The organism is Wolbachia endosymbiont of Dipetalonema caudispina (genome assembly GCF_013365495.1).
Lineage (GTDB): Bacteria > Pseudomonadota > Alphaproteobacteria > Rickettsiales > Anaplasmataceae > Wolbachia.
Genome location: NZ_CP046580.1, coordinates 692,546 through 715,300 on the forward strand (window position 1 = coordinate 692,546; position 22,755 = coordinate 715,300).

General features: G+C 29.5%; 18 protein-coding genes, 1 tRNA gene and 2 rRNA genes. 9 read left to right on the forward strand and 12 right to left on the reverse strand.

All coding sequences use genetic code 11. The features are described 5' to 3' along the window. Positions 1–306 precede the first annotated feature (306 nt). The 3 genes from dapD to GOY14_RS02725 all read right to left on the reverse strand — a co-directional run bounded on the left by dapD (position 307) and on the right by GOY14_RS02725 (position 4,786). Positions 307–1,137 carry a 2,3,4,5-tetrahydropyridine-2,6-dicarboxylate N-succinyltransferase gene (gene dapD, locus GOY14_RS02715; RefSeq protein WP_175809748.1) on the reverse strand — a complete coding sequence of 277 codons (831 nt, stop codon included), beginning with the start codon at positions 1,135–1,137 and terminating at the stop codon, positions 307–309. 1,009 nt (positions 1,138–2,146) lie between these two features. After that, entirely contained in the window at positions 2,147–3,241 is a 1,095-nt protein-coding gene (rodA, locus tag GOY14_RS02720; protein ID WP_255419681.1) for a rod shape-determining protein RodA, read from the reverse strand. 75 nt (positions 3,242–3,316) lie between these two features. Continuing rightward, positions 3,317–4,786 carry a proton-conducting transporter transmembrane domain-containing protein gene (locus GOY14_RS02725; protein ID WP_175809749.1) on the reverse strand — a complete coding sequence of 490 codons (1,470 nt, stop codon included), beginning with the start codon at positions 4,784–4,786 and terminating at the stop codon, positions 3,317–3,319. A 63-nt stretch (positions 4,787–4,849) separates the two neighbouring features. Here GOY14_RS02725 and GOY14_RS02730 point away from each other — a divergent pair, with 63 nt between their 5' ends. Next, on the forward strand, positions 4,850–5,155 hold the full coding sequence (locus tag GOY14_RS02730; RefSeq protein ID WP_175809750.1) for an NADH-ubiquinone oxidoreductase subunit NDUFA12 family protein: 306 nt from the start codon (positions 4,850–4,852) through the stop codon (positions 5,153–5,155). A gap of 853 nt (positions 5,156–6,008) precedes the next feature. On the opposite strand, the gene GOY14_RS02735 is transcribed toward GOY14_RS02730, so the two are convergent. Next, a tRNA-Arg gene (locus GOY14_RS02735) sits at positions 6,009–6,082 on the reverse strand. Positions 6,083–6,768: 686 nt separating this feature from the next. Here GOY14_RS02735 and tatA point away from each other — a divergent pair. From tatA to GOY14_RS02760, 5 genes are all read left to right on the forward strand, one after another. Beyond that, positions 6,769–6,936, forward strand: a complete 168-nt coding sequence (gene tatA / locus GOY14_RS02740; RefSeq protein ID WP_175809887.1) for a twin-arginine translocase TatA — start codon at positions 6,769–6,771, stop codon at positions 6,934–6,936. Positions 6,937–7,073: 137 nt separating this feature from the next. Further along, on the forward strand, positions 7,074–7,754 hold the full coding sequence (locus tag GOY14_RS02745) for an exopolysaccharide biosynthesis protein (protein ID WP_175809751.1): 681 nt from the start codon (positions 7,074–7,076) through the stop codon (positions 7,752–7,754). Positions 7,755–7,847: 93 nt separating this feature from the next. Next, complete coding sequence (locus GOY14_RS02750) at positions 7,848–8,504, forward strand: exopolysaccharide biosynthesis protein (protein ID WP_175809752.1); 657 nt, start codon at positions 7,848–7,850, stop codon at positions 8,502–8,504. Next, positions 8,497–9,870: a cysteine--tRNA ligase gene (cysS, locus tag GOY14_RS02755; RefSeq protein WP_175809753.1), complete on the forward strand. Its 1,374-nt coding sequence runs from the start codon at positions 8,497–8,499 to the stop codon at positions 9,868–9,870. Before GOY14_RS02750 ends, cysS begins: the two co-directional genes overlap by 8 nt. Positions 9,871–9,876: 6 nt before the next feature. After that, positions 9,877–10,296, forward strand: coding sequence for a YqaA family protein (locus GOY14_RS02760; RefSeq protein WP_175809754.1), 420 nt, complete (start codon positions 9,877–9,879; stop codon positions 10,294–10,296). 849 nt (positions 10,297–11,145) lie between these two features. On the opposite strand, the gene GOY14_RS02765 is transcribed toward GOY14_RS02760, so the two are convergent. From GOY14_RS02765 to pstC, 6 genes are all read right to left on the reverse strand, one after another. Continuing rightward, positions 11,146–12,342 (reverse strand): phosphoglycerate kinase, encoded by a 1,197-nt coding sequence (locus GOY14_RS02765; protein WP_175809755.1) that lies wholly within the window; start codon positions 12,340–12,342, stop codon positions 11,146–11,148. Positions 12,343–12,379: 37 nt separating this feature from the next. After that, positions 12,380–13,399, reverse strand: a complete 1,020-nt coding sequence (locus tag GOY14_RS02770) for an NAD(P)/FAD-dependent oxidoreductase (RefSeq protein ID WP_175809756.1) — start codon at positions 13,397–13,399, stop codon at positions 12,380–12,382. 1,530 nt (positions 13,400–14,929) lie between these two features. Continuing rightward, entirely contained in the window at positions 14,930–15,565 is a 636-nt protein-coding gene (locus tag GOY14_RS02775) for a transaldolase family protein (RefSeq protein WP_175809888.1), read from the reverse strand. A gap of 27 nt (positions 15,566–15,592) precedes the next feature. Next, complete coding sequence (locus tag GOY14_RS02780) at positions 15,593–15,925, reverse strand: F0F1 ATP synthase subunit epsilon (RefSeq protein WP_175809757.1); 333 nt, start codon at positions 15,923–15,925, stop codon at positions 15,593–15,595. Positions 15,926–15,958: 33 nt separating this feature from the next. Then, positions 15,959–17,377, reverse strand: coding sequence for a F0F1 ATP synthase subunit beta (gene atpD, locus GOY14_RS02785; RefSeq protein WP_175809758.1), 1,419 nt, complete (start codon positions 17,375–17,377; stop codon positions 15,959–15,961). Positions 17,378–17,479: 102 nt separating this feature from the next. Beyond that, positions 17,480–18,574, reverse strand: coding sequence for a phosphate ABC transporter permease subunit PstC (gene pstC, locus GOY14_RS02790; protein WP_175809759.1), 1,095 nt, complete (start codon positions 18,572–18,574; stop codon positions 17,480–17,482). 127 nt (positions 18,575–18,701) lie between these two features. Between pstC and rpmH the strand changes: the two genes are divergently transcribed. The 3 genes from rpmH to GOY14_RS02805 are packed head-to-tail and all read left to right on the forward strand — an operon-like array spanning position 18,702 to position 19,534. Further along, the gene (gene rpmH / locus GOY14_RS02795; RefSeq protein ID WP_175809760.1) at positions 18,702–18,836 is read left to right on the forward strand and encodes a 50S ribosomal protein L34; all 135 of its coding nucleotides are present in this window, start codon (positions 18,702–18,704) and stop codon (positions 18,834–18,836) included. Further along, on the forward strand, positions 18,829–19,236 hold the full coding sequence (rnpA, locus tag GOY14_RS02800) for a ribonuclease P protein component (RefSeq protein ID WP_175809761.1): 408 nt from the start codon (positions 18,829–18,831) through the stop codon (positions 19,234–19,236). Before rpmH ends, rnpA begins: the two co-directional genes overlap by 8 nt. A 58-nt stretch (positions 19,237–19,294) precedes the next feature. Next, entirely contained in the window at positions 19,295–19,534 is a 240-nt protein-coding gene (locus GOY14_RS02805) for a hypothetical protein (RefSeq protein WP_175809762.1), read from the forward strand. A gap of 39 nt (positions 19,535–19,573) precedes the next feature. Here the strand turns inward: GOY14_RS02805 and rrf are convergent. After that, positions 19,574–19,680, reverse strand: a 5S ribosomal RNA gene (gene rrf, locus GOY14_RS02810). A 57-nt stretch (positions 19,681–19,737) separates the two neighbouring features. Then, positions 19,738–22,518 (reverse strand): 23S ribosomal RNA (locus GOY14_RS02815). Between the last annotated feature and the right edge of the window lie 237 nt (positions 22,519–22,755).

Consider the following 22,755-nt stretch of genomic DNA (forward strand, 5'->3'; position numbering starts at 1 on the left):
TATCTAATAACATTAAATCTTAGAGATCTGCTATTTTTAGCAATGCACTATCACACATCAAGTCAGCAAAATTACTTACCTAACTTTAAAAAAACTAGTGTAAACCTATAAAAATAGATGCAAATTAATATTAAAACTACAAATTCTTATACAAAAAACAAAATAAAACATTTAATCCTTAAGCTATTAGAAACAGGTTCTATATAATAAATCACAATTAATTATAGAAAATTACTACAATCAATTATTTACAATCATATAACACTACTTGCCATATTAATCATACCTCTATTACAAGCACATAACTTAACATCTTAATATCTCATTTATAGAGGTTTTTAATCTTGTTTTTGCATCTACTTTTTTCATTATAACTACACAATAAGTTGAAACATTATTCTTAGATAAAGTAGATCCTGGTACTACTACAGAATAAGGTGGCACTTCACCATAAAATACTTCGCCAGTTTCTTTGTTAAGAATTTTTGTTGATGATCCAATAAAAACTCCCATACCCAAAACTGACCCTTCTCTTACTATAACACCTTCAGTTACTTCGCTACGTGCTCCTATAAAACAATTATCTTCTATAATAACTGGAGAAGCTTGAATAGGCTCTAAAACCCCACCAATTCCTACTCCTCCAGAAATATGGCAATTCTCACCTACTTGTGCACAGCTACCCACTGTTGACCACGTATCTATCATTGTACCTGAACCGATATAAGCACCAACATTAATAAAGCTCGGCATAAGGACAACATTTGTACCTATATAAGCAGACTTACGGACAAAACATCCAGGAACTACTCTAATTTTCAATTGACGAAATTTTTCTTCATCCCATCCATCAAATTTACTATTAGTTTTATCAAACCACCAATTATTATTACCTATCGCTTTACTTTCTTCAACAAGAAAGTATAATAATATTGCTTGCTTTATCCATATGTGTATTATCCACTGTCCATTTGATAACTTTTCAGCTACTCTAATTTTACCACAATCAAGAAGCTCAATTATCTCTTTGATTACTACTTTTGCTGTTACTTTCACATTACGATTAATGAGTTCATTCCTATTTTTCCAGATATTTTCCACATGATTTTGTATTTTATCTAATTGTAAGCTTTTCATTCATTATACACATAAAACAATAAATCTACATATTGATTTCAATAATACAAACCTTATTAACTATTCTATACTAAGCTCTATAAACATACAACTATAATATTGCACTAGAATTACTTAATAACTGTGAATAAATAAGCAAATTTTAAAGAAAAGTAAAATCTACAAACCACAAGATTATTGCTATTTTACTATAAATATTTAGTAAAAGTAAAATAAATCATATATTATTTTTATATCAAAAAATTAGCGAAGGTAATTTTTTTAATGTTTATTACCTAATTTTGCTACAGTAATAAAACTATATATTGAGAACCTTCCAATAAAACAGAGTAAGACATACAAAATAATTAACTAATCATAAAAATTCAGTTCACTACAAACTAAGAATAAAAAAACAATAGTTTAAACATAAAAGACTCACCCAAGAAAAATTTCTTGAGACTACTTTTTTACCATCTATCGTAAGATTTAGTGAAGCAAATTAAACCTTTCAATCTCATCACTTAAAAAGCCAACATATTCAACTCACCCCAAATTTAGAAAAGTAAATTTTAATACCATATAACAATAATTTTCTTAGATTCTATTAAATTATTCTAGCTATAAACGCTTTAAAATTTACCTAATAGAAAAAAAAGTTGAGTAACTTAATAAGTAAATATCCCTTCTCTTAACTCTACAAATTAATATCTTTTATCTACTTAAGATTTATAAGCACATTTCAGTTAAAAACTTCAAAAGTGAGCAAAACAACAAAAATATTAAGATATACTGTGTAAAAAATTAAATATAAGATACAACTATACAATATAGTCATCCTGCAATCTATACAAAGATTAAAGATAACTGAATCCTTTTATATCACAAGGATAAAATTAATAAAATCTCAATAGCTTTTTTTATGATTATATAAACTCAGGTATATTACATAAATCATACAAAAGTATATTTATAAAAATAATCTATAAAAATTCATAAAAATATTATATACTCTAAAATACAAGCTTTTCTATAAATAGAATCGAGAGCTTAACCTTAAATCTTCTTCAGAAACTATACAACTGAGTAGCAACCCTATACATATCAAACTTGCAGCAGTTATACTTCCCCCATAAGATAAAAATGGCAATGGATCACCTATTACAGGTAAAAAACCTATTGTCATTCCAATATTTATAAAGAAATGAGCACCAAAAAAAGCAAAAATTCCAATAGATACTAATTTAGAAGAATAATTTTTTGTTCTATAAGCAACAAAAAATATTATAGCAAGCAATATAGTATAAAGAAAAATTAAAGCCATACCACCTATAAAACCCCATTCTTCACCAAGCACTGCAAAAACAAAATCTGTACATTTCTCTGGCAAAAAACCAAGTTGAGTTTGACTTCCTCTAACAAAACCTTTACCAAGCAATCCTCCTGAACCAATAGCTATTTTAGATTGATGTGCATTGTAACCTACTCCAAGCGGATCTATTGACGAATCAAAAAAAGATAATATTCTTTGCTTGTGATAAGAATGAAAAAAAAAGCAAATGGCTGGTATTAAAAACACACCAAATGTTCCAAAAATTATTAAATGTAACCTTTTTATTATTGACGTAAATATAATTGATGTCCCTATAAACAACATTATCACAGCTGTGCCTAAATTAGGCTGTTTTAATGTTAAGAACACAGGCAAGAGAATAATTATAAACGCATTAAATAATTTACGCAATTCCATCATCTTATATACACTCTGTTTACTAAAATAACGAGCAAGTACAAGTATTAATCCCACTTTCGCAAATTCTGATGGCTGTAAACTCATTGAGCCTATCTTTATCCACCTTGTTGAACCCATTACGGACAAACCAAAACAGTTTACTATCAATAGTGCAATCATTACTATTATATAAAAAAAATAAGCATGCCTTAAATAAAAATCTAGCTCTATAAATGACATAGCTATAGCTAGCAAAAAAAAGAAAGAAAAAACAACTAATTGATGAACTGCAAATGGCATCCATTTTCCTGAAGCAGAAGAATATTGAATAATAATACCAATACAAAACAGAGCTATTAAATTAATAACTAATAACCAATAAATTCCTTTCAATATTTTATAAAATAATCCTTACATCTTATTGTCTTACAGTACAATAAACACTAAAATATATAAAATAAAAAAAAATCAAAAAACTAATCTCTCAACTACTGAACAAACAAGATTACTATATATTCCAATTACTACTATTAAAATAGTCATAAATAATAGACAAAAAAGCATAGGTAATGGTATCTCATTAGCATAAACAGCTATCATTTTAACATGTGATGCTGTTGTAGTATTTCCAAAATACATTTTCTCCACCATTTGCCATATGTATATTAACGCAAGAAAAGAACTAGCAACAAAAATTACAAGAGAAATCCATGCATGAGACTCAATAATTGCTTTCATCATATACCACTTACTTACAAAGCCACTTGTTAAAGGCATACCAATTAATGCTAATCCAAGTAAAGTAGACATAAATGTTATATAAGGCATTGATTTTTCTAACCCTGATAAATTCTCTACCTTTGTTGAATTAAACTTATAAGAAATGCACCCAGCAACCATGAATAAAGATATTTTTACCATACTATGATTTATAGTATGAAAAACTGCAGCAAACAAACCTGTTTTTGAGTTCAAACCTAACATTAAAACTATATAGCCAATCTGGCTAATACTAGAGTTAGCAAGCAACTTTTTCATATCTGTCGCAGTTATCGCAAACAATGCCCCAAACACAATAGAACAAAGTGCAAGTATAACTATTACGTTATTTAATGGAGGTTTAAATAAAAAAAAATTCTGATGAAAAATGGTATAAAAGATTCTAATAAAAACATATATCATAACTTTGGTTACTGTACCTGAGAAAAATATAGTAATAAAACTTGGCGCCTCACTATATGAATTAACTAACCACTTACCTAATGGGAATAATGCCATTTTAGTCGAGAGACCAATAAAAATAAATAATGTACCAAGCCTCACTATATTATTATCATATAGTGACATTATTCTCTCAGCCATATCAGACATATTAAGCGTAGCTGTTATAGAATATAAAAGCCCAATACCAAATAAATAAAACGTTGCACCTATCGTTCCACTAATTAAGTATTCCAACGCTGCAATTAGTGCTTTTTTATCCCTTCCTACTGAAACTAGCACATAAGAAGAAAGAGATGAAATTTCTAAAAAAACATAAAGGTTAAATACATCATTTGTTACCAAAATTCCAAGTAGTCCACTTAAGCACAACAAAAACAAAGAATAAAAAACAGCTATTTTATTTTTACTAATCTCTTTTTCATTGATGTAAAAACTATAAAGAACACTTATCAACGCCACAAAATTTACTAAACTTAAAATTAAGGAATTTAATATATCAATCCTTAACTCTATTCCGTATGTAGGAATCCAATTTCCAAGATAATAAGTTACAACTTCACCATTATAAGTTTTCATGAGTAGTATCGATGAAATAAGAAAAGTAGCTGCTGTTGTAATAAAAGAGATAAACCAAGAAAATCTATGCTCCCTAACAAGAGAGCAAAATACTGACGCAATTATTGGTATAATAACTTGTAAAATTACTAATTGCACTAAATTTTGTAATAAATTGCCAAAGTATTAAGTATATGTAATACTTTTTGTTTTAATAGTTTAATGTTATCTAAAATTTTTAATGCAATAAAATATTTATTACAAAGGAAAGCTAAATTTATAGGAAAAGACAAAAATGGAAATTCTTACTATGAATCAAAAAGCGGAAAAAGGTGGGTTATATATAGTAATGTTCCAGAACCTACAACAGTATCTTCAAAGTGGCACATATGGATTCACTATACTGATAATACAGTACCAGTTAATGATAAAAAAAGAAAAGTAAAACACACTCATAATTTAACCAATAGAAAAGATTTATATAAAGTTAAAAATTATTATGAAAGCTGGAAACCTAATAATAATTAAACGTGTAAAGACTAGTATATCTGAAATAACTATTAAGCTATTTTATACTATTTTTATTATTTTTTAATCCACTCTCAATATTTAAACTTTTTAAGAAAAAATTACAACTGCCAGAATATATAATCCTTTATTAAAAGTTAGTAGCATAAGAATACAATAAAATTGTCAAACCTTAAAATACCAATTAAGAGCTAACCTCAATAACATAAAAAATTTTTGTGGCAAACTGTTAACATATCACTTATATTATACTCAATCAACCTCGAATAATTCAAAATTAAACAACTCAAACTAATAAAATTAGAGTAGAACACGAATAAAGTTCTCAATACATTTTAATATCTGATCGAGTATAAAAATTACTAATAAACTTTGCAACTCTTTGCACTTATGCATTACAAAATTATTTATTATTTTTTAACATATTTATTTTCTAATAGACTTAAATAAAAAACTCAACATACCTATATGCACATATTATATTTAATTCTCACCAATTACTATTTATGCATTATTTATATTATCAACTGTACTATAAACCTACGTTACCAAATATTTAAAAGCATTAAAATATCAACATATAAATAAAATAAATATCAGGTAACTCCTATACTAAATTTTTTCTTTTTATTTAATAGCTTCAAAATATTAAAACAATTCACAAAGAAACATTTTTTTCTAACAACAAATTATATACCTTCAAAGTATAATATAGAACTTAGTTCCTTGGAAAAAGAAAGATCTAAATCTTAAAAAGATTATTTCCTATACACAAGTATGTTTGTATAACCACAGTTCCAACGATATCTTTCTTCAAAACATAAAATGGTACATAAACCTATGAAATACTATGTGGGACTAGTGCGATTCGAACGCACAACCTTCGGATTAGGAATCCAATGCTCTATCCTACTGAGCTATAGTCCCATATTTCTCCCACTTACTCATCATAGCAAAAAATTACTTATCTTTTACTTATCTTTTTATCTTTTAATCTCAACCCCCACAACAACAACTAATAACAATAAAGCACTTTAATACACCTCTTAAAATATCTGATATCATCCTATCACTAATTTCACTAATAATTGATGAGTAACCATTTGTTATTCAAGATAATTAAAACAACTTAACTTCAAATAATATAAACATTAACGTACTTTAACGTGATTATAAACACAGTAAAACATAAAAACATACATTTCTAAACTGAATTTAAAGAAGCATAGTAATGAGTGAATAACAACGTAAAATTACAATAAAACCTTCAATTTATTCTTGATAAACTATTTTTAAATTTAGATATACCTTAAAAACTAAACAAAACACCATATATTCTCTTTCTTTTATAAAGAAATATTCATTTTTCTAATAAAACCAATGACTTACAAGAATCATAAAAAACCTTAATTCCATACTACGGTAAGAAAATTGGAAAGACAATTCAATCAGGATTTTTTCTAAACATATCTTTGCTCAAAATAGCTCAATTAAAATTACTAAAAATAGATTTAAAAATTTTAGTCTAAGTTAAATAAAGATGATATAATTTATATATACTTGACTTCAGACAAGTTTTTATATTTTAAATATTATATTTAATGGAGGTACAAATGAGTTTAGGACCATGGCAATTATTTTTAGTCTTGATAATAATCTTAATTTTATTTGGTGCAGGCAGATTACCTCAAGTTATGAGTGATTTAGGAAAAGGCATTAAAAACCTTAAACAAGAACTTAAAGACTCAGAGAAATTATCATCTAATGAACCAGATCGTTAACGTTCTCATATTTTTATGACACGCACTGCAGTGCGTGTCATTTCATAATTTAAATTTAGCCAAAGCAAAATATAGATTGAAATGTACAAGCAATCATGCTAGCTTAAAACTAGTAGTTTTACTTATAAAGTATAGCCGTGCAAAAAAATAAAAAACTGACTGAAAACAAAAAATTAGCCTCCGATATTCTAAAAGAGATTATAAGTACCAATAATACTAACAACAATAAAAAAATAACGTTGTTTGACATTAAAACAACTTTACATGAGCGTAGTTTTGGTATTTTAATAATGATATTTTCATTACCACTATCGCTACCTATACCAGTGCCACCTGGCTACACAACTATTCTTTCTATACCTCTAATCTTACTTTCACTACAGTTTTTATTTGGATTTAACTCTCCTTGGATGCCCTATTGGCTAGAAAAAAAAGCTTTTAAACGCTCAACAATAATTCTAGTAGTAGACAAAATTTCCCCTATCTTAAAAAAAATAGAAAAGTTTATGAAACCAAGAATACCTTTCATTTTTTATGGACCTGGTGAAAAAATTCTAGCTTTCATAACATTACTTTGCGCAATAATCATAGCTCTCCCACTACCTTTTACCCATTTCCTCCCTGCAATTGGCACAACTTTTATTTCGCTAGGTATTATAGGTAAAGATGGTCTTCTTTCTATATTAGGAATCTTAATATCATTATGCGCGTTATTATTTACCATCATTATAATAACCAAAGGTTCACAATTTATAACAGGAGTACTTTCCCTTTTCAAAAGCTTTGTTACGTGGTTAAATTTTTATAAAATACCTTAATATAAAATAAATCTCTAATAAGGATGTAGAATGAATATTGAAATATAGTAATAATTATGCTAGCTAAAATAAATAATTTGTTCAAGGATAAATGTGCAAAAAAGTGACAGAGCAACTAAAAATAAAAAATTAGTTTCTGATATTTTAAAAGAGGTTGCAGATATTAATACTGCTAACAGTGAAAAAGTAACATTATTTGATATTAAAATAGCCCTACAAGAACGTAGTTTCGGTATTTTAATAATTATCTTCTCCTTACCCCTATCAGTACCTATACCAGTGCCACCTGGCTATACAACTATACTTTCTATACCTTTAATCCTACTTTCACTACAGCTCCTGTTTGGATTCCATTCTCCTTGGATGCCACATTGGCTGGAAAAAAAATCTTTCCAACTCTCAACATTAACTCTTGTAATAGAAAAAACATCACCTTTATTAAAAAAAATAGAAAAGTTCATGAAACCAAGAATACCTTTCATTTTTTATGGACCTGGTGAGAAAATCCTAGCTTTCATAATATTACTTTGTGCATTATCAATAGCTATTCCACTGCCTTTGACCAATTTTATTCCTGCAATCGGTACAACTCTCATTTCACTTAGTATTATGAGCAAAGATGGACTTCTCTCTATATTAGGAGTCTTAGTATCTTTATGTGGTTTATTACTTACTCTCATCGTAATAATCAAAGGACCACAACTCATAATAGGAGCATTTTCTTTTTTAAAAAGCTTCGTATATGGTTAGGCTTTATAATACTTTAACAAAAAAAAAGGAGCTCTTTACACCAATTGACAAAAGTCATGTAAAAATGTATGTTTGTGGACCAACTGTATATGATACAGCACACATAGGTAATGCACGCTCTGTTGTTATCTACGATGTGTTATTTCAGTTGCTCAAATCTCATTATGATAAAGTTACCTATGTACGCAATATAACTGATATTGATGACAAAATAATCAATATAGCAAACAAAAAAAATAGCAGTATAGAAAGTATAGCTACACATTACACTAAAGCTTTCCATGAAGATATGAAAAATCTAAATTGCATAGAACCAACATATGAGCCAAAAGCAACGGAAAACATAGACTATATCATCAAATTAATTAAATATTTATTGCTATCTAATCATGCTTATGAATTTAATAAGCATATATATTTCAGCATTAAATCATATCCTGAGTATGGCATTTTATCGGGCAAAAAAATTAATGAACTGGATTATGGCAGCAGAATCGAAATTAATAAAAACAAGAAGCACCCAGGAGATTTTTTGCTATGGAAACCTGTAAACGATATTGACTATAAACTTTCAAGTTACTGGAATAGCCCATGGGGAAAAGGAAGGCCTGGTTGGCATATAGAATGTTCAGCAATGTCATATGCATATCTTGGCAAAGATTTTGACATTCATGGTGGAGGCATAGACTTACAATTTCCTCATCATGAAAATGAAATTGCACAAAGTAAATCTGCATTTTCTGGATCAATGTTTGCAAAATATTGGATACATAATGGTTTCTTAACAGTAAAAGGAGAAAAAATGAGCAAGTCACTATTAAACATAGTTAAAATAAAAGACTTGCTTAATAGCGGAATAAAAGGTGAAGTAATACGTTACGCGTTGTTCAAAACTCATTATAGAAAACCACTCAATTGGACTGAGGATATTATTCATGAATCACAAGAAACTTTAAACAAGTTCTATCGATTATTACGTAGTGTAAACATAACAAAAATTGAAAAAAGTGACACAGAAATTTATAAAGGTTTCATAGAAGCTCTAAAAAATGACTTAAATATTCCTAAAGCTTTAGTTATATTGCATGAAATGGCCACAAAAATTAATAAAACAAGCAATAAATATAAAAAGCTCAAATTAATTGCAAGCTTTATTAAAAGTGCAAGATTTATTGGACTTCTTAAGTCGAGCTATCAAGAATGGTTCACTATAAGTGAAGACCATAAAAAAATAGAAAAATTAATAAATTTAAGAAAAATAGCAAAACAAAATAAAGATTATAACACTGCAGACAAAATAAGAGATCAACTTAAAAAAATGGGGGTTATAATCTCTGATAATGAAGATGGTACAACAACCTGGTAAGTTTATATGGAAAATTATCTCCTATTATTTACAGATAATCTAACATCATCACTTATTTTGCCTATACACCAAGGCTTTGTATTCTATACTATGTTGTATTTCAGATCGAATTACAACCTCCTATTTATGTTATTTTTTGGAGTATTAGGCTCAAGTATTGGTGGAATAATCAATTGGCATTTAGGTAGAACAATAATTCTTACTAGAAATATATACTATAAATCAAAAAATGAGCATATAATACCAAAAAAAATCATAAGAAATCTACTGATTTGTGCAGTTGCATTGCTTTCATGGGTATCAGCACTTGGTAGTGTAATTCAGGTTTTATCAGGTTACTTTAAACTAAATCTTAGTGCCTTTACTTTATTAACTATTCTATCTAATCTTTTCTACTTATTATATCTCACTATTACCGTTCAATAAGTTGTTATTAACCTAACTGAAATGGTTAATTGGCTAACACATATTCCCCGCTTTTTTCTTTCTTATATCTTCAAAAGACTTCACAGTTTTACATAAAAAAGTTCAAACATTTATTTTTTACATCAAATAGAAATTTTTCTTTTAAAGATACTAAAAAAAAACTCTGAAATTAAAGCTTTCAAAATTTGAAAATAGCAAATTTAAAAGATTTTTTCTCACATTCTTAAAATTTTACTTATAAAAATAAAGCAAAACTTATGAACATCTACTTACCTATTCAATAAGAATTAATCAATGCAAACATATAAAATAATATTTGTTTTACTTTCTATAAATGTCTACATGCTTATAAAAATTCACCATAACTAATACAATTAGTCACCATAATAGAAGTCAAATTATAAGCATAGCTAATCTTCCTACAACCATAAATTAAAAATAATCATCTCCTTCCCCTTCTTTTTTCTTAGAAAAAAATATAACCTTTACTCTTAGCTCTTTAATACTTTAGCTGTAAAAAACAAAGCATTATCATCAACATAAAAATTATATATTTCTATCTATAATTTCCTTCACTTACTCATTATCTAATAATATCCATTTAAATAAATGAACTAGCAATTACTTCTATTATATACTTAGACTTATATTCAAATTCATCAGTTTATTATCATCTAAACCTTACACACTTATCTATCTATAAATTAGACAGCAAGATAATAACTCTTAATTTCAAAAATTGATTTTGTTAAAAAATATTATCAATACAAGATCAACTTAGTTATTCTCTACTATCAGACACAAATAATAAAAAAAATAATTAAAATACAAGTAATTACTTTTAAAGCTTTAATTTGACACTAATTGCAACGCAGCAACTCCAGGCATCTCATCACCACTTAGCCAACTTAAAAATGCTCCACCACCAGTTGAAACATATGTAAAATCTTTATCAGTAAGACCAGCAGCACTTATTGCGGATAAACTATCCCCCCCTCCTATCACACTAATTAATTTCCCCTTGTGTGTCAAACTACTTATTATCCTTATTACCTCTAATGTACCATTTGCAAAAGCTAAATGTTCAAAAACACCAATAGGTCCATTCCACAGCAAAGTTTTACTACTTGCTATTACACTATTTATTATGCTTAATGTTCGAGGCCCAATATCTAAAATTACATCATGATCTAAAACAGATTCAATTTCTCTAAGAATACTAATATTGTAATTAGAGTTTATTGCAACCAAAACATCCTCAGGCACAATTATTCTGCAATTATTCTCACTTGCTGCCTTAACAATATCATAGATAAGATGACTAATATTATCTTGAAAAAGAGATTTACCAATATTTACTCCATTACACAACAAAAAATTATTAACAATTGCACCACCAAGAATTAAATAATTAACCCTTTTTACTAATCTCATAATCATTTTTATTTTGGTTAATATTTTAGCTCCCCCAACTATTACAGTAATAGGTCTAGTGTTAAATAATATAACTTGCTCAAGATATTTTAGCTCATCTCGTAAGCAAAACCCTGCATAAGAAGGCAAAAATTTTGTAATAGATGAAATAGAAGCATGAGCTCTGTGAGAACAAGAAAATGCATCATTTACATATATATCCGCCAAAGATGCTAACTGTTTAGCAAAATTCGAGTCATTTTGCTCCTCACCTTTATAAAATCTTAAATTTTCTAATAATATTAAATCTCCTCTATTCATCACACTTACCGCTCTCTGTACTCTCTGACCAATACAATCATCAATAAACTTCACTTCTTTTTTCAAAAACTGTGATAAAGTTTCAACTATATTTCTCAATGAGCAACTATTTTCTTTGGCCTTTGGATACCCAAAGTGTGATATAATGATAATTTTTGCACCTGCACTTATTAAGTACTGTATAGTAGGCAGGGCTCTCAAAATACGAGTCGTATCATAAATTTTCCCATTTTTTATGGGAACATTGAAATCAACTCTAAGTAAAACAACCTTATCTTGAAAATTACAATTCTCTATACTAAGTATATTCATATAAATAAAGCACAAAGCCACTATACAACAGTTTAACTTAAAGTAAATTACTTTTTCTTCTATAAATTCCTTTTAAAGTTGAATATTGAAAATTAATTGGAGAATTATGAATCACCTTATATATGTCATAACAAGCCATAGCACTTTCAGCAAAACCACTTAATATCAACTTTAATTTCCCCAAATAAGTAGCTATATCTCCAATTGCATATACCCTATCTCTATTAGTCCTAAATGTACTTTGATCAACAACAATACGACTATGTTCCAATTTTAAACCCCAATTATTTATTGGACCTAAATTCATTGACAGGCCAAAAAATGGCAGTAAAAAATCAGCATATATTCCCTTTTTTTCCTTAGAGGCAAGATTTTTTACTATTACTGTGTGTAACTTTCCATTATTTCCAGTTAACTCATGCAATTGATATGGAGTTACAAGTTCTATCTTTCCATAGCTTTTAAGTAATTCTAATTTATTTCTAGTTTCAGGTGCACAACGAAATTCTTTCCTTCGATGTATTACATAAATTTTCTTTGTAACTTTAGAAAGTTCTATGGTCCAATCAGCTGCAGAATTCCCTCCTCCTGCAATAACTATAGTTTTATTTTGAAAATCAGAAATTTTATTTACATTATAAAATACAGATTTACTTTCATATTCTAATATACCACTCAAATGCGGGCGATTAGGTTCAAACATCCCATTACCTGCAGCAATAACAACAGCTTTACATTTCACCTCTATACCTGCATTCGTTATTACAAAAAAATCCTGATCATCACCACTTAAGATTTTTTCCACTTTTTGATTTAAGTGATAAACAGGATCAAAGGGTAAGGCTTGCTTTATCAATCGTTCTATTAATTTTCGTCCAGTAATTACAGGATAACCAGGTATATCATATATTAATTTTTCTGGATAAAGAGCAGTACACTGACCTCCTACTTGATCTAAAATATCTATTATATGACATCGCATATTAAGCATTCCTGCTTGAAAAGCAGTAAATATTCCGATAGGTCCTGCACCTATTATTACTATATCAGTTTCCATTTATAATAGGAAATGTAATTTAAAATTATATAAGTTAACACTTTTTTTTCTCATAACTTTATTAAATCCCTATCCTTAATCTTGAAAAACATAAACTAAAAAGCGAATTATACTCATTTTAATAATTAAAAAAATATTACAAATCTTCTAAAGACAACCTAATAACTAAATCTATAATTAAGTAACAAATAAAAACATAAAACAGTTATTTATTTCATTAAAACAATCTAATTCATTAAACGACAAAATAAATCACTAAAAAACATATATTATACAATAAAAACTTTAATCATAAACTAACAAAACTCTTCATTAACAAACATAAATAGATATAAGCTAATTTTATCAATATTTACAATTGAATCTTTTTACAAAATTAGCAATAGCAAAATTCATTCATAACTAATTTCAATAAAATGATTTCTCTCATGAAAATAATTTGATGAGTATCAATTTCTTGTTAAAAGAAAAAGTAAAATTTGATGAAGTAAAATATGTTATTACTAATAGTATCAAAAAAATAGAATTAAAAACGAACACATAGCTTGATATGAAAAAAATAAGAAAAAAAACTTAAGTTTAATTCAATATTCAAAGTATTTTAAACAAATTAATAAAAATTAAAAAAAAGTATATAAATACATAAAATTATAATTATAGTAACAATTCAGAAAATATTTCTAATAGAGATAGATAATTATATTACACTCAAAAAGAGCAAAATAGTAATGTGAATACTACTACTATAGTACTTCATTATTCATAAAACAACATTAGATAAAATATCCTTTAAATTTCCAATCAGACAAATAAAAAAACAAATTTTTAACGACTATAAATTTAGTAACAATTATAAAAAAATAAAGCTTAAAATCCAGTTCAATAAAAATCACCCAAATACAAATAAATCATAATTTATAAAACTCATCAAGTTTACAATAAAACCTTAAGCTCCTTCTATAAGAATTACACATCAAAATAAAATATCCTCTAATTTAAAAGGTACAATTTAACTTCAAATATATGCAAGCTCTCAATATTTAAGATTTTATAACAATACTATGAACAAAAATAATTTTTCCTTAAATTTTATTATTAAATTTACTTATTCTATATCATATTTTTCCTTATTAATTAGACACAACAACACTAAATCCAGCTCTTTAAAAGAGCTAATAGAATCTTTAAAAGAGAATAAAATTGCTTTTTATTACCACTAATACTCTAACCACTGATAGTCTCCCCATAAAACACTTTGAAATCAAAATTCATCTTCATTTATAAGCTCTTCCATTACTAATAAATTGAGTAAATGCAATACATCTTCTTACTACTACAACTATACATATATTTTTACATATATATACTCTCTACTACTCTTCTTCAAAAAAAACACCATGTTTCTAATTAAAAATTAGAATATTATAACTTAGTATAAAAAAATAAACTTTCTTTTAAGATTATATTATAAAACAGCCAAGATTATTAAGTTCCAATACTTTTATGAATTTTTGTGATCATTTATGATTTTCACCCCCAGTCTTTTTTAAAGATTGCAAGTCCTTGATCAGTAAGTGAATGATTAAGTAACTGTCTAAATACTGTTGCTGGAACAGTAATTGAATCAGCACCAAGTTTTGCAGACTCTATAACATGAGCAGAATTTCTAACTGAAGCAACAAGAACCTTAGTATTAAAACTATAATTAGAATATATATTACATATATCTTTTATTAGCAATAAACCACTATGATTTATATCATCAAGACGACCAACAAAAGGAGAAACAAAACAAGCACCGGCCTTAGCGGCAAGCAGTGCTTGTCCAGGAGAAAAACATAGCGTAATATTAACAGATATTTTATATTCTGTCCACAACTTCTTACAAGAAATTAACCCTTCATACGTGAGAGGCAATTTTATTATAATATTACTAGAAATTTTTGCCAATCTAACACCTTCTTCAACCATATCTTCATAATTATCTGCAACAACTTCAACACTAACAGGTCCTTTGATAATAGAAGATATCTTACTTATTAAATCTTCATATTCAGCTTTATACCCAGATTTTGCTATCAAAGAAGGATTGGTTGTTACACCATCAATACAGTCTTTTAGTTCTTTAATTTCATTTAAATTAACACTATCAAGAAAAATTTCCATAATATTCAAATATACAATAATAAAAACCTATTGATTAAAATATCTTAATTGCATATTCACTCTTTTACTTTTTAAAAGCTCTTCATTATGAATGACATAATTAAAAACCCAAACTTGATTTGTCATAATGCTACAATTATTATTTACAACCTCTAATATACCATTATCAATTATAATCTTTTCTTTCTTGTGTTTACTTATTTTAACAATAATTATACCTGGTAATAAATAAATTAAATAAGGAGAATGACGAGCTAAAACCATAAATTCACCTTCAAACCCATTCATTGAAAGAGAAATTACCTTATCAAATAAAATTTGATTATCAGGAGAAAAAAATTGTACTTTAAAGGTATTCATAATCTTTAATTTTTTTACTATATAATCTTAAACTCAAACCTTTATTAATTCAGCCTTTTCTATTACTTCATCTATATTTCCTACCATATAAAAAGCAGCCTCTGGTAAGTAATCATATTTACCTTCAATAATCCCCTTAAAACTCGAAACAGTATCAGAAAGTGAAACAAACTTACCAGGCATACCAGTAAATATTTCTGCAACATGAAAAGGTTGAGAAAGAAATTTCTGAATCTTACGAGCTCTATCAACAATAATTTTATCATCATCAGATAGTTCATCCATACCGAGTATGGCAATAATATCTTTAAGTGACTTATAAGTTTGCAGTATACGTTTTACCTCAGAAGCTACTCTATAATGTTCTTCACCAATGATTTCATCAGATAAAGACTGAGAAATTGAATCAAGTGGGTCAACAGCAGGATATATTCCCATTTCAGCTATTTGCCTTGATAATACTGTAGTTGCGTCAAGATGAGAAAATGTAGTTGCTGGAGCCGGATCAGTTAAATCATCTGCAGGAACATATATTGCTTGCACAGAAGTAATAGAACCAGAAGTAGTCGAAGTTATTCTTTCCTGCATCATACCCATATCAGTTGCAAGTGTTGGTTGATAACCAACAGCTGAAGGCATCCTACCAAGTAAAGCAGAAACTTCAGAACCAGCTTGTGTAAAACGAAAAATATTATCCACAAAAAATAAAACGTCCTGATTTTCACGATCACGAAAATACTCTGCCATAGTTAGTGCTGTTAACGCAACTCTAGCCCTCGCCCCAGGTGGCTCATTCATCTGACCATAAACCAAAACAGCTTTAGACTTTTCATGTTCATTTATATCTATTACATTTGAAGTTATCATCTCTCGATAAAGATCATTACCTTCACGTATTCTTTCACCAACACCAGCAAATACAGAAAACCCTTTATGAACTTTTGCTATATTATTAATCAATTCCATTATGAGAACTGTCTTACCAACACCAGCTCCACCAAATAAACCAACTTTTCCTCCTTTAAGATAAGGGGCAAGAAGATCTATAACTTTTATTCCTGTAACCAAAATTTCTTCCTGTATTTTCTGTTCGGTAAAACTTGGAGGCACTTTATGTATAGGCTCAAAATCATACTTTCCTTTTAATAGACCATATCCATCTATAACTTCTCCAACAACATTAAAAACCCTCCCTAAAGTTGAACGACCAACTGGAACAGATATCGGCATACCTGCATTAATAAATTCATCATTTCTTGACACACCATTTGTACTATCCATGGCAATACAACGAACCACATTATCACCTATATGATGTGAAACTTCTAAAATTAGCTCCTTACCTTCATATTTTAATTTACTTTTTAAAGCATCGAATATCCTCGGTAATTCACCCTCAAATTTTAAATCAATAACCGCTTGAGTCACTTTAACTACTCTACCTACATTCATCTTTATTATTTTATCACTATACTATAATTTTATAATAAACCCCTCAATTCACAAAATAAATATTATATTCTTAACAAGAATCTTGCAACATTAAAATACTCACTAATCACGTTTTATCATAAACAATGCAAATGCATTCAATAACCATGTAATAATAAATAGTACTAAACTAAGTGCATAAGCAGCGAGCGTTTGCACGCTGCTAAAATCTTGATCCCCAGTAAGTAGCGTAGCTACTTGTACAGTAATAGTAGTAACTGAATTAAGAGGATTAAAAGTTAAGTTCGAATTGACCCCTACAACCATTAGCACTATCATTGTCTCACCTATCACTCTCGAAACTGACAATAAAATTGCACTCAAAATTGTAGGCATTGCATATGGTATTGTTATGTACCATATAGTTTCTGCTGAAGTAGCACCCAATGCCATAGAGCCATAACGTAAATTTTTTGGAACAGATCTAATTGCATCTTCCAATAAAGAAATAATAAAAGGAAGAACCATTATTCCTATAGATAAACCAGCAACCAATGCACTCTCTGATTGCATACTCAAACCAAAAAAATTTGCTATTCGTTTTGCAGAAGAAGATAAAAATACAATAGAAAAATATCCATATACAACCGTAGGAATAGCAGATAAAACTTGTAAAGCTGTATTGACAATATAACGCACTTTTCCACTTGCATACTCACTAATATATATTGCAGAAAATAAACCAAGCGGAGCAGCAACTAACATTGCTACAATAGTGATAACTAATGTACCAACCAAAAGAGTAGCTATACCAAAACATCCTATTTTTTCACCATTAATAATCACTACATTATGACTCCATTTCAAGCAAAACAAAAATTCTGAAATCGCTATTTCCCTAAAAAAACTAACAGACTGAGTGAGAATAGATAACATTATAAATAAAGTAATAAAAAATGATACGGCAAGAGCTATAAATAACAAAAGCTTAATTGTCCTATTACACTTTAGGACAAAAACAAAAATAAAAAAAAGTAAAGCTACAGCAATAGAAATTAAAAAATAATTGTTACAAAATATTAATGACCAAGTTAATACCCATACATAACTAAGATATAAATAAACTTTAACTTTATCTAACTGTTTAAACTTACTAAGACACAACAAAGGAAGCAGTAGTACAAGCATGAAAAAAAAAATCGTTGTCAATAAATTCATTTACTCATATTCAAACCTTACTTTAATGAAAATATAACCTTTAAGGATATTTAGTATATATGATGCAAACATCATTTGACAATTAAAGTAAAATTAATTAAAATAACTAAATATCTTAACAAAAACAATGAAAAGAACTTTTCAGCCAAAAAATTTAATAAGAAAACGTAGGCATGGATTCCGCTCACGGATAACAACGAAAGCTGGAAAAAAAATACTTAATAGACGTCGTTCATTAGGATGCAAAAAACTATGTGCATAATAAAGTTATTGAGTATAAAAAAAAAGACTTTTCATTTGCTTTTAGAAACAAGCTAGCATCTAACAATTCTTTTTATCACGGGCTTTATATATCATTATATGCCGTCAAAGAAAAAGAACCTGAAAAATATATTTATTCTATTAGAACAGGCCTGATCATCAATAAAAAAGTTGGAAAAGCAATAAAAAGAAATAAAATTAAAAGACGATTACGAATGCTTATTAGAGTTAATATCTTAACTGTCAGTAACATTGGATATTACTATATAATAGTAGCTCACAGAAATATTATACAAGCAAGCTACAAAAGCTTACAGAAAGATTTAAACATTTGCTTTAAAAAAATAAAAGAAAAAACTCAATTTAAGGTATTTACAACCACATTATTTACGATAATATAAGTAAAGTTTTTAAAAAAAAAGTTAATGAGTATAATAATAGTAGAATATGTAAATAGAGATGAGTAATACAGGTTTTGGTAAAATGTATCAATTTTTATTTCTCCCTAAAGGAACAGGAACAGATTGGAGGTCAGCATTCCGTCAGCAAGAAGAATTATTAAAAAAGAAAATAGATAATACAACATCACTAAAAATAAATAATCCTTTTTTAAAAGGGAACAGATTAGAAGAGGTAAGAACGATATTAGATAATATAAAAGAAAATCAAAAATACATAAAAACAAAAAAATTAAGATAAAAGTATATTTATCATTTTTAAGCAAAGAAATTTTAATAAACTTGGCAGCGACTTACTCTCCCTTTTCAAGTACCATCAGCGCTAAAAAGTTTCACTTCCGAGTTCGAAATGAGATCGGGTGTTTCATTTTTGCTATAGCCACCAAGTTTATTAAAATTTCTAATTTAACCTAATACTTAACACTGCATATATACACATAGAAAACAAATAAATCAATCAGGCTATTAGTACTAGTTAGCTTCTCATATGTTACCATACTTCCACATCTAGCCTATCAACGTGGTAGTCTTCCACGGCCTTAATTGGGAAATCTTTTTGAAGAGGGTTTCTTGCTTATATGCTTTCAGCAATTATCCCACCTATACATAGCTACCCAGCAATGCTATTGGCATAACAGCTGGTACACCAGAGGTATATCCATCTCGGTCCTCTCGTACTAGAGTTAGACCTTCTCAAATTTCCTTCACCCACGGCAGATAGAAACCGAACTGTCTCACGACGTTCTAAACCCAACTCACGTATCACTTTAATCGGCGAACAGCCGAACCCTTGGGACCTTCTCCAGCCCCAGGATGTGATGAGTCGACATCGAGGTGCCAAACGGTGTCGTCGATATGAACTCTTGAACACCATCAGCCTGTTATCCCCGGCGTACCTTTTATCCGTTGAGCGATGACCCTTCCATACAGAATCACCGGATCACTATGACCGACTTTCGTCTCTGCTTGGCTTGTCAGCCTCGCAGTCAGGCAAGCTTTTGCCATTATACTATCAAGCTGATTTCCGACCAGCTCTAGCTTACCTTCGCACGCCTCCGTTACTTTTTAGGAGGCGACCGCCCCAGTCAAACTACCCACCATACAACGTCCTAGCCTCAGATAATAAGACATAGTTAGATATCAAAAGTGTAAAGGGTGGTATCTCAAGATTGACTCCACTACAGCTAGCGCTATAACTTCACAGTCTCCCACCTATTCTGCACATTACATTTTTAATAGCAATGTAAAGCTATAGTAAAGGTGCACGGGGTCTCTTCGTCTAACCGCGGGTACCCCGCATCTGCACGGGGAATTCAATTTCGCTGAAGTGATGTTGGAGACAGTGGAGAAATCGTTACGCCATTCGTGCGGGTCGGAACTTACCCGACAAGGAATTTCGCTACCTTAGGACCGTCAGTGTTACGGCCGCCGTTTACTGGGGCTTCAATTTAGAGCTCGCACCCCTCTTATTAACCTTCCAGCACCGGGCAGGCGTCAGACCCTATACTTCCACTTACGTGTTTGCAGAGTCCTGTGTTTTTAGTAAACAGTCGCTACTCCCTATTTTGTGCCACCTCCTAATAGTTACCTAAAAGCAGGTTACCTTTCTCCCGAAGTTACAGGTATAATTTGCCGAGTTCCTTCAACATCATTCTTTCAACACCTTAGTATACTCTACCCATCCACCAGTGTCGGTTTACGGTACGGCCTCACAATATAAGTGCTATTTCCTGGAATTTCTTTTAAGCATAAGACAATCCAATAAGCCCCATACAAATACAAAACTCGTCACACTTAAGAGGTTCAGGAATATTAACCTGATTGCCATCGATTACCCCTTTACGGACTCACCTTAGGAACCGACTAACCCTACGCAGATTAACTTAACGTAGGAACCCTTAGATTTTTGGTGAGAGTGTTTTTCACACTCTTTTACGCTACTTATGTCAGCATTCTCACTTCTGATATCTCCAGCAATTTTCACAAATTACCTTCACAGACTTACAGAACGCTCCGCTACCGCACTTATTAACTAAAATCAATAAGTACCCACATCTTCGGTATACAGCTTTAGCCCCGGTAAATTTTCAGTGCAGAAAAACTTATTTAGACAAGTGAGCTGTTACGCTTTCTTTAAAGGATGGCTGCTTCCAAGCCAACCTCCTAGCTGTAATGGTTTTTCCACTTCCTTCCCCACTTAGCTGCAATTTTGGGACCTTAGATGGTGATCTGGGTTGTTTCCCTTTTCACTATGGACTTAGCACCCACAGTGTGTCTGCCGTATAATTAATTACTGGTATTCGGAGTTTGGTTAGATTTGGTAAGATGATAAATCCCCCTAGTCTATCCAGTGCTCTACCCCCAATAACATACATACAACGCTCTACCTAAATAGATTTCGCAGAGAACCAGCTATTTCCAAGTTTGATTGGCCTTTCACCCCTAATCACAACTCATCCAATAATGTTGCAACATTAACTAGTTCGATCCTCCAGTGTGTTTTACTACACCTTCAATCTGGTCATGACTAGATCACTTGGTTTCGGGTCTAATCCATGAAACTAAAACGCCCTATTTAGACTCGCTTTCGCTACGCCTACACCTAACGGCTTAAGCTTGCTTCATAAATTAACTCGCTGACCCATTATGCAAAAGGTACGCTGTCACTCTAATGTAAACTATAAGACATTACTCCTATAGAAAAACATAAAGCTCCAACTGTTTGTAAGCACCTGATTTCAGGTTCTATTTCACTCCCCTCCCGGGGTTCTTTTCACCTTTCCCTCACGGTACTTGTACACTATCGGTCGTCAAGGAGTATTTAGGCTTGGAGGATGGTCCCCCCATATTCAAACAGGATTCCACGTGTCCCGCCCTACTCAAGGATTTAAAAACTTTCTACTTATACAGGACTATCACCTTCTATGGTTACTACTTCCAGAGTATTCTAATTCTTAATTTTTAAATCTCTAGCCTTTTCTGCTTTCGCTCGTCACTACTAACAGAATCTCGGTTGATTTCTTTTCCTTTGGCTACTTAGATATTTCAGTTCACCAAGTTTGCTTTACATACTATGTAATAACTAGCTAACTAGTTAGGTTCCCCCATTCGGAAATCCACGGATCAAAATTTGTTGACAATTCCCCGTAGCTTATCGCAGCCTGCCACGTCCTTCATCGCCTCTTGACGCCAAGGCATCCATCAAGTGCTCTTAATAATTTACTTACTAACTACATGCAGAATATGCAGAGTTAAATACCATTTAAATTGAACTGAGATTAAATAATCTCTACCATAAAACTTGTCAAACAACTTAAAACTAAATAATTTCTTATATGTTAAAAAATGATAAATAATATGTCAACGTCTTTTTTATATAAAATATTTACTTAATTGACAACAATACATACTTAATATTTTTAAGTAATAAAATTTAATATCTAAAAATAAACATTCAGCAAT